1 pseudogene is annotated in these 279 nt (G+C 64.9%); it reads right to left on the bottom strand.

Annotated elements, in window-relative coordinates:
- Positions 1–112 precede the first annotated feature (112 nt).
- Positions 113–279 (bottom strand): annotated as a pseudogene (locus tag EN845_RS36590) (PIG-L family deacetylase); the annotation flags it as partial.

Below are 279 nucleotides of genomic sequence, written 5' to 3'. Positions count from 1 at the left end.
GGCGAAAGTGATGGCAGCATCAGCTGGTAAAGTCGCGAATTGGCCGCCCGGATATCGCAGAAAAGCCGCGCCTAGGCCAGAGAGAGCATGTCGAACTGCCGGCGGCAGAGAACTAGCCGACCGGTTTGGTGCTTCCCATCACCGGCCGGAGCGGCGGCGCCGGCGGCAGCAATGCGCGTATGTCGGCGAAAGGAAAGACAGGCTCGAAGCGGAAAGCCTCGGCCAGCGCGCCGGGCCCGCCGTTGCACTGGCCGGCACGGAATTCATTCTGTATCCGCG

The sequence above is a fragment of the Mesorhizobium sp. M8A.F.Ca.ET.202.01.1.1 genome (genome assembly GCF_004791595.1).
Taxonomy (GTDB): domain Bacteria; phylum Pseudomonadota; class Alphaproteobacteria; order Rhizobiales; family Rhizobiaceae; genus Mesorhizobium.
The sequence above is the reverse complement of the archived record's forward strand: the minus strand, read 5'-3'. Positions and strand labels throughout refer to the sequence as shown.